Here is a 6892-nt window from a genome sequence, read left to right as displayed (position 1 = left end):
GGTGGTGAAGACGACCCGATCGAGGTCTGCGCGGTCGAGCTCTGCGGCCTTGACCGCCGCCCCGCCGCCCGCCGCCGTCGTCATGACCCAGCGCAGTCGAGGGTTCGCCGCCACCGTGCGGGCGAGCGCTGCGGCGTCCACATCGGGGATGCCGAAGAGCACGTCGGCGGAGTCGACCAGTTCGTCGAAGGCCTGCTGCTCGCTCGCGGTGCGTGCGAAGTCCGGGTCGCCGGACCAATCCGCAGGCCCCCGCATCGGCGGGAGGAGCGAGTGATCGCGGACCACCTCGACGCGAGGCTCGAGCTCTTCGATGAGCCGGCAGAGGTCTTCGCGCAGCGGTACCGTCACGACGGCGCGCAGCTTCTTCTCGGTCCCCGTCATGCTGATCCCTTCCTCGGGAAATCTGGAATCCCTCACTTTAGCCCAGATCCATCCCGTTGGACACTGTTCTCTCCGTTGGATTGTTGCTACGGTGTGCCCATGGACATCTCATCCGTCACCGTCGGAGCCGTCGGACTCGGCGCCATGGGCCGCCCGATGGCCGACCATCTGCTCGCCGCGCACGGCCGACTGGTGATCCACGCCCGCCGCCCGCAGCCGGAACTGCTGACAGCCGGAGCCGACTGGGCGGAGACGCCGCGCGAACTCGCCTCCAGAGTAGACGTCCTCCTGATGATGCTGCCGGATCTTCCCCCGTTCGAGGCGATGCTCGACGGCCCGGATGGACTCCTCGCGGACGCCGGCGAGCTGCTCATCATGATCGGATCCACCTCGTCGACACCGGCCGTCCGTGCGCTCGCGCAGCGCATCGGCGCGCAGACCGACGGACGGGTGCGAGTCGTGGACTGCCCGGTCTCGGGCGGCGAGGACGGGGCCATCGCCGGGACCCTCTCGATCATGCTCGGCGGCGATCCCGAGGACGCGGCCCTCGCGGCCGAGGTGCTGGCCCCGTGCGGCACCCCCGTCCTGCTCGGGCCGCTGGGCGCGGGCGAGGTCGCCAAGGCCTGCAATCAGCTCGTGGTCTCCGCCACCATCCTCGCGCTCGGAGAGGCCACGGTGCTCGCCGACCGCTCCGGACTCGACCTCGATGCCCTCTGGTCACTGCTCTCCGGCGGCTATGCGGGTTCGCGACTGCTCGACAGCCGACGCGAGAAGCTCGTCACGGGCGACGACTCCCCCAGCGGCGTCGCGGAGTACATGGTGAAGGATCTCGGCTTCGCCGCTGACATCGCCGAGGCCACCGGCACCTCCCCCGTGCTCCTTCCCACCCTGCGCGCCGCGTTCGACGAGCTGGTGGCCGCGGGCCTCGGAGACCGCGACATCGCCGTGTCCCGGCGGTTCATCGCGTCGCGTGACACAGGCGAGCACTGACCGCCCGGACAGCGATACGCTGAAACCACCCCTTCTTCACCCTCGAGGAGCCTTCTGTGCCCGAAGCATCAGCGAACATCGGAGTCGTCGGACTCGCCGTCATGGGATCGAACCTCGCCCGCAACCTCGCCAGCCGCGAGGGGAACACCGTGGCGATCTTCAACCGCAGCTACGAGAAGACCCAGACGCTCCTCGACGAGCACCCCGAGGCCGGATTCGTCCCGGCCCGCACCTACCAGGAGTTCGCCGCCTCGCTGCAGAAGCCGCGCACCGCGATCATCATGGTCAAGGCCGGCGGCCCGACCGACGCCGTGATCGACTCCCTGGTCGAGGTCTTCGAGCCGGGCGACATCATCGTCGACGGCGGCAACGCCTACTTCCCCGACACGATCCGTCGCGAGAAGGCCGTCCGCGAGACGGGCATCAACTTCGTCGGCGCCGGCATCTCCGGCGGCGAGGAGGGCGCCCTGCTCGGCCCGTCGATCATGCCCGGCGGCTCGGACGAGTCCTGGGTCACGCTCGGACCGATCCTGCGCTCGATCGCGGCGGTCGCCGAGGGCGAGCCGTGCGTCACGCACGTCGGCCACGACGGCGCCGGACACTTCGTGAAGATGGTGCACAACGGCATCGAGTACGCCGACATGCAGCTGATCGCCGAAGCGTACGACCTGATCCGCCGCGGCACGGGCAAGACCCCCGCGGAGATCGCAGAGATCTTCGCCGAGTGGAACCGCGGCGAGCTGGAGTCCTACCTGATCGAGATCACCGCCGAGGTGCTCCGCCAGGTGGATGCCGAGACCGGCAAGCCGCTCGTCGACGTGATCCTGGATCAGGCCGGCGCCAAGGGAACCGGCGCGTGGACGGTGCAGACCGCGCTCTCGCTCGGCGTCCCCGTCTCGGGCATCGCCGAGGCGACCTTCGCCCGCTCGCTCTCCTCGCACCCCGAGCAGCGCGCGGTCTCCCGCGACCTGCCGGGCCCGGAGGAGGAGTTCTCGGTCGAGGACACCGACGCGTTCATCGAAGACGTCCGCCTCGCCCTCTACGCCTCGAAGATCGTCGCGTACTCGCAGGGCTTCGACGAGATCCGCGCCGGCGCCGCCGAGTACGGCTGGAACATCGACCTCGGCGCGATCAGCAAGATCTGGCGCGGCGGCTGCATCATCCGCGCCCAGTTCCTCAACCGCATCGCCGACGCCTACGCCGAGACGCCGGACCTGCCGGTCCTGCTCACCGCCCCGTACTTCACCGAGGCGATCACCCGCGCCCAGGCCGCCTGGCGCCGAGTCGTCATCGCGGCAGCCGAGGCCGGTATCCCGGCGCCGGCGTTCTCGTCGTCGCTGTCGTACTACGACGGCATCCGTGCCGACCGCCTCCCCGCCGCGCTCGTGCAGGGGCAGCGCGACTTCTTCGGCGCGCACACCTACAAGCGCATCGACAAGGAAGGCACCTTCCACACGCTGTGGTCGGGCGACCGCACCGAGATCGAGGCGGAAGACACGCACTGACGTCTCCTCACGAAGGGCCGGGCACCGCGAGGTGTCCGGCCCTTCGTGCATCACACGAGGATGTTGTGGTTGCGCCGGAAGATGTTCTGCGGATCCCACGCGGCCTTGGTCGCGCGCAGCCGCGTGAGCGCCTCCGCCGAGAACATCCCCGGAACCGCATCCGGCCGCTCGGTGTCGGCGAAGTTGCCGTACTCCGCCAGGCGACCGGCCCGGATGCCCTCGCCGTCCGCGTCGATCGCCGAACGGGTCTGCTCGTCGAGCATGCCGGGGATGTCGAACGCCCCGGCCATCACGAACCAGTTCGCCGCACGCGCCGGGAACGCCGTCTCCTCCTGCGCGACGTCGTGGAACGCGCCGCCCAGCGACCGGAGGAAGACCACCGAGGCCGGGTACGTGCGCCGGAACGCGACGAGCCGCTCGATCAGCGCGTCATCGAGCTCGGCGTAGAGCCCGTTGCCGCCGAGGAAGCCGGGAGGGGCGGGCGCGTCATCCCCCTCGGGCTGGGGCATCTCCATCAGGACCTCGCGATACGGCGGAGTCGTCACCTGCGTCTGCACGCCGGGGAGCGCGGAGATCGGCTCCCACACGGCGCGCAAGCGGTCGGGCTCCGGTGCCGCCCACACCGCGCTCAGGCGCGCTCCCGCCGGTGCGCTCGGGTCCATCGGCGGCACGTCCATGTACGTGACCGTGAGCTCACGCGGAGCGTCGCGGAGCAGATCGCGCGCGGCACGCAGCACCGCGGTCGCATCACCGTCGATCACACTCTCGGCGAAGGCGATCCCGGCCAGCGGATGCGCGGCGAAGTCGAAGCGCGTGACCACGCCGAAGTTGCCGCCGCCGCCGCGCAGTGCCCAGAAGAGCTCGGGGTTCGTCTCGGAAGATGCGTCGACCACCTCGCCCGAGGCGGTGACGACCTGCGCGCCGATCAGCTGGTCTGCGGCGAGACCCCAGGCCCGCACCATCCATCCGATTCCGCCGCCGAGCGTGAGCCCTCCGACGCCGACCGAGGCGGTGTCGCCGGAGCTCAGCGCGAGACCGTGTGCGGCGAGGGCCGTGGCGACATCGCCCCAGACCGCCCCTCCTCCGATGCGCACGGTCGTTCCCTCGACCTCGATGCCGGACAGGCCACCGAGTTCGAGACGGATCCCGTCGGCGGGTGCGTGCGACCACGGCCCGTGCCCGCCGGCGACGACGGTCACGGGGACGGCCTCGCGGGAGGCGCGTCTCACGACCTCGGCGACTTCGTCGACGGTCGAGGGACGGTGGACGGAAGGATCGGGAGCACCAGCGCTGTCAGCCATGGCGACATGGTAGCCAGAGCCGCCGACATCGCGCACCACCTTCTGCGACGCCCGGAGGGACGCGATCAGGCGGAGCGCACGGCCTCCACGAACGATCGGGCGCGAACGGCGAGAGCCGCGAGATCGCCGCCGGGCGTCGCGGCATCGCCGACGAGGGGTCCGCCGACCCCGATGCCGAACGCCCCCGCGGCCAGGTACTCGCCCACGGTGTCGACACTCACTCCGCCCACGGGGATGATCCGCGCATCGGGGAACGGATCGCGCACCGCGCGGATGAAGCCGGCTCCGAGCGCCGACGCGGGGAACAGCTTGACCGCGGCACTGCCGAGGTCGTGACCGCGCTGGATCTCCGTCGGCGTATACACACCCGGGAGCACGCCGATCCCCTGCGCGACCGCATACTCGACCGAGGCGCTGAGGGTGGGCGTCACCATGAACTGCGCTCCGGCCGCTGCTGCGCGCTCCACATCGGCCTCGCTGAGCACGGTCCCGGCGCCGATCAGCGCCTCGTCCGGAGCATCCCGCACGACCTGGGCGATCGCTTCCTCGGCGTCCGGCAGGGTGAGGGCGATCTCCAGCGTCACGACGCCCGCATCGATGAGCGTGCGCGCCGCGGCAACCGTCGCATCGACGTCGGCACCCCGGAGGATCGCGACGAGCCGCGCGGTCCGCAGCCGCTCCCGGAGCTGCGCGTTGTCCACGGTGCTCACAGCGCCGCCTCCGCGATCGACCCGGCACCGTGCTGGACGGGCGCCTCACCCGCCCAGGGCCACGCCGGAATCCCGCCGACGTCGACCTGCACGCCGAGCAGCGCGCCGTCGGCCTCTCCGGGTGCTGCGAGTCCGATGCTCGCCGTCGTGATCACGAGCACCGAACCGACGAGGGCGACCGCGGTCGGTCGCTTCGCCGGGAGGGCGATCGTCTCCAGGAGTTCGCCCTCGGGCGAGTATCGACGCACTTCGGCGGCGTCCCACACCGCGACCCAGAGGTTGCCGTCGAGGTCGATGGTCATGCCGTCGGGGTTGCCGCCATCGACGCGGCACACCGTGCGGCGGTTCGACAGCGTGCCGTCGGGGGCCACGTCGAAGGCCTCGATGCTGCGGTGCGGCAGGGTGTCGATGTAATAGAGGGTGGATCCCGTCGGATCGAAGGCGAGGCCGTTCGACACGGTCACACCGTCGAGGCGTGCGACGGGGATGCCGTCGGCGCCGATGCTCCACAGCGTGCAGTGGGGATCCCGCGGCATCGACTGACTGCCCACCCAGAAGCGGCCGGAGGGGTCGCCGCCGCCGTCGTTCATGTAGTCGCCCGGTGCGGCGACGTCGCCAGTGAGCGCCGTGACGACCGCGTCGTCGCCGACGTGCACCACGCGGCGATCGACACCCACCAGCCATCCGGCACCCGGCTCCGCGAGCGGGATCGGGGCTCCGATCTGCGCACCGATGACGACCGCGGTCTCGGGGATCACCCTGCCGTGCTCGAGTCGACCGCGATGCAGCGACCCGGTGGCCATGTCGATCCAGGCGAGGCCGCCGTCGCGACCGTCCCAGCGCGGCGATTCGGCCTGCACGTAACGGGCGTCGGAGAGGATCTCGACGGTTCGGGAGGGCGGGGTGTGCGACATCCGGATCATCCTTCGCTGGTAGCTCGTAACCGTTATGTGGCAGACTATCTCACAATATGCATAACACTTGCGAGAAATGTGGACACACGATGATGAAGCGGGGAAACAGCTGATGGCTCCGACACTCCACGGCTTGATGCCCATTCTGGCGACTCCGTTCGACGAGACGGGCGCCCTCGACCGCGCGAGCCTGCGCCGACTGGTCGAGTTCCAGCTCGCGTCCGGCGTCGACGGCGTCGCCGTCTTCGGGATGGCGAGCGAGGGCTTCGCTCTCACGACAGAGGAGCGCCGCACGATCCTGGACGATGTCGTCCGGGTCGTCGACGGGCGGATCCCCGTGATCGCCGGCGTCAACGGCACCTCCACCGCGACGTCCATCGAGCAGTCCCTCCTCGCCGAGGAGGGCGGCGCGGATGCCCTCATGGTGCTCCCGCCGTTCATGGTGAAGCCGCCCGCCGGCACGCTCGTGGACTTCTACGGCGACGTGGCCGCCGCGACCACGCTCTCCGTCATGGTGCAGGATGCGCCCGGTGTCACCGGCGTGGCCATGGCGCCGAGCCTGATCGCCGAGATCGCCCGCCTCGACGGCGTCGATTCCGTCAAGGTCGAGGCGCCGCCGACCGCCCCCAAGGTCGGAGCGGTGGCCGCCGCGATCGAGGACCCCGACTTCGCGGTGCTCGGCGGTCAGAACGCCCAGTTCTGCCTTGAGGAGTACGCCAGGGGCGCGGTGGGCACGATGCCCGCCTGCGAGTTCCCCGACCTGCTCGGCCCCGTGCTCGCGCTGTTCACCGAGGGGCGCGTCGAGGAGGCGCGTGCCGAGTTCCGTCGTATGCTCCCTCTCGTGCTCATCGGTCTGCAGGGAGGCATCGCCTGGGCGGTGCACAAGGAGGTGCTCGTCGCACGCGGCGTGATCGACCATGCCACGGTGCGCTACCCCGCATCGCGCCTGGACGCGGGCAGCCGCGCCTCGGTCAAGCTCGTGATCGACGAGCTCGCCCTGCCCCCGATCCCCGCCACGGTGCGCGTGTGACACGCCGCGGCGTGCTGCTGATCGGCGGCAGCTCCGACATCGGACTCGCGATCGCCCGCGC

General features: G+C 70.8%; 6 protein-coding genes and 1 pseudogene. 3 read left to right on the top strand and 4 right to left on the bottom strand.

Annotated features, from left to right (window positions below):
• Positions 1-381: pseudogene (locus ACNPM4_RS09180) on the bottom strand (D-2-hydroxyacid dehydrogenase); the annotation flags it as partial.
• A 99-nt stretch (positions 382-480) separates the two neighbouring features.
• On the opposite strand from ACNPM4_RS09180, the gene ACNPM4_RS09175 reads away from it, so the two are divergent.
• Both ACNPM4_RS09175 and gndA read left to right on the top strand, forming a co-directional pair.
• A complete protein-coding gene (locus tag ACNPM4_RS09175) occupies positions 481-1371 on the top strand; it encodes an NAD(P)-dependent oxidoreductase (protein WP_448985467.1) in 891 nt (296 codons plus the stop codon).
• Between the two features lie 56 nt (positions 1372-1427).
• Positions 1428-2876, top strand: a complete 1449-nt coding sequence (gndA, locus tag ACNPM4_RS09170; protein ID WP_029262577.1) for an NADP-dependent phosphogluconate dehydrogenase — start codon at positions 1428-1430, stop codon at positions 2874-2876.
• Positions 2877-2926: 50 nt separating this feature from the next.
• On the opposite strand, the gene ACNPM4_RS09165 is transcribed toward gndA, so the two are convergent.
• The 3 genes from ACNPM4_RS09165 to ACNPM4_RS09155 all read right to left on the bottom strand — a co-directional run bounded on the left by ACNPM4_RS09165 (position 2927) and on the right by ACNPM4_RS09155 (position 5801).
• Complete coding sequence (locus tag ACNPM4_RS09165; RefSeq protein ID WP_081859883.1) at positions 2927-4177, bottom strand: FAD-binding oxidoreductase; 1251 nt, start codon at positions 4175-4177, stop codon at positions 2927-2929.
• Between the two features lie 65 nt (positions 4178-4242).
• On the bottom strand, positions 4243-4887 hold the full coding sequence (locus ACNPM4_RS09160; RefSeq protein WP_448985466.1) for a bifunctional 4-hydroxy-2-oxoglutarate aldolase/2-dehydro-3-deoxy-phosphogluconate aldolase: 645 nt from the start codon (positions 4885-4887) through the stop codon (positions 4243-4245).
• A complete protein-coding gene (locus ACNPM4_RS09155) occupies positions 4884-5801 on the bottom strand; it encodes an SMP-30/gluconolactonase/LRE family protein (protein ID WP_448985465.1) in 918 nt (305 codons plus the stop codon). The genes ACNPM4_RS09160 and ACNPM4_RS09155 overlap by 4 nt, the downstream gene beginning before the upstream one ends.
• A gap of 136 nt (positions 5802-5937) precedes the next feature.
• Here ACNPM4_RS09155 and ACNPM4_RS09150 point away from each other — a divergent pair, with 136 nt between their 5' ends.
• Positions 5938-6831 (top strand): dihydrodipicolinate synthase family protein, encoded by an 894-nt coding sequence (locus tag ACNPM4_RS09150; protein ID WP_448985464.1) that lies wholly within the window; start codon positions 5938-5940, stop codon positions 6829-6831.
• Positions 6832-6892 lie beyond the last annotated feature (61 nt).

Source organism: Microbacterium umsixpiens, from assembly GCF_053543675.1.
Note: the sequence above shows the minus strand (reverse complement) of the source record. Positions and strands in the feature narration are given on the sequence as shown.

Bases quoted from the DNA above. Each gene is read 5' to 3' on its own strand.
- ACNPM4_RS09175 (WP_448985467.1), top strand. From the start codon at position 481: ATGGACATCTCATCCGTCACCGTCGGAGCCGTCGGACTCGGCGCCATG.
- ACNPM4_RS09165 (WP_081859883.1), bottom strand. From the start codon at position 4,177: ATGGCTGACAGCGCTGGTGCTCCCGATCCTTCCGTCCACCGTCCCTCG.
- ACNPM4_RS09155 (WP_448985465.1), bottom strand. From the start codon at position 5,801: ATGTCGCACACCCCGCCCTCCCGAACCGTCGAGATCCTCTCCGACGCC.
- ACNPM4_RS09150 (WP_448985464.1), top strand. From the start codon at position 5,938: ATGCCCATTCTGGCGACTCCGTTCGACGAGACGGGCGCCCTCGACCGC.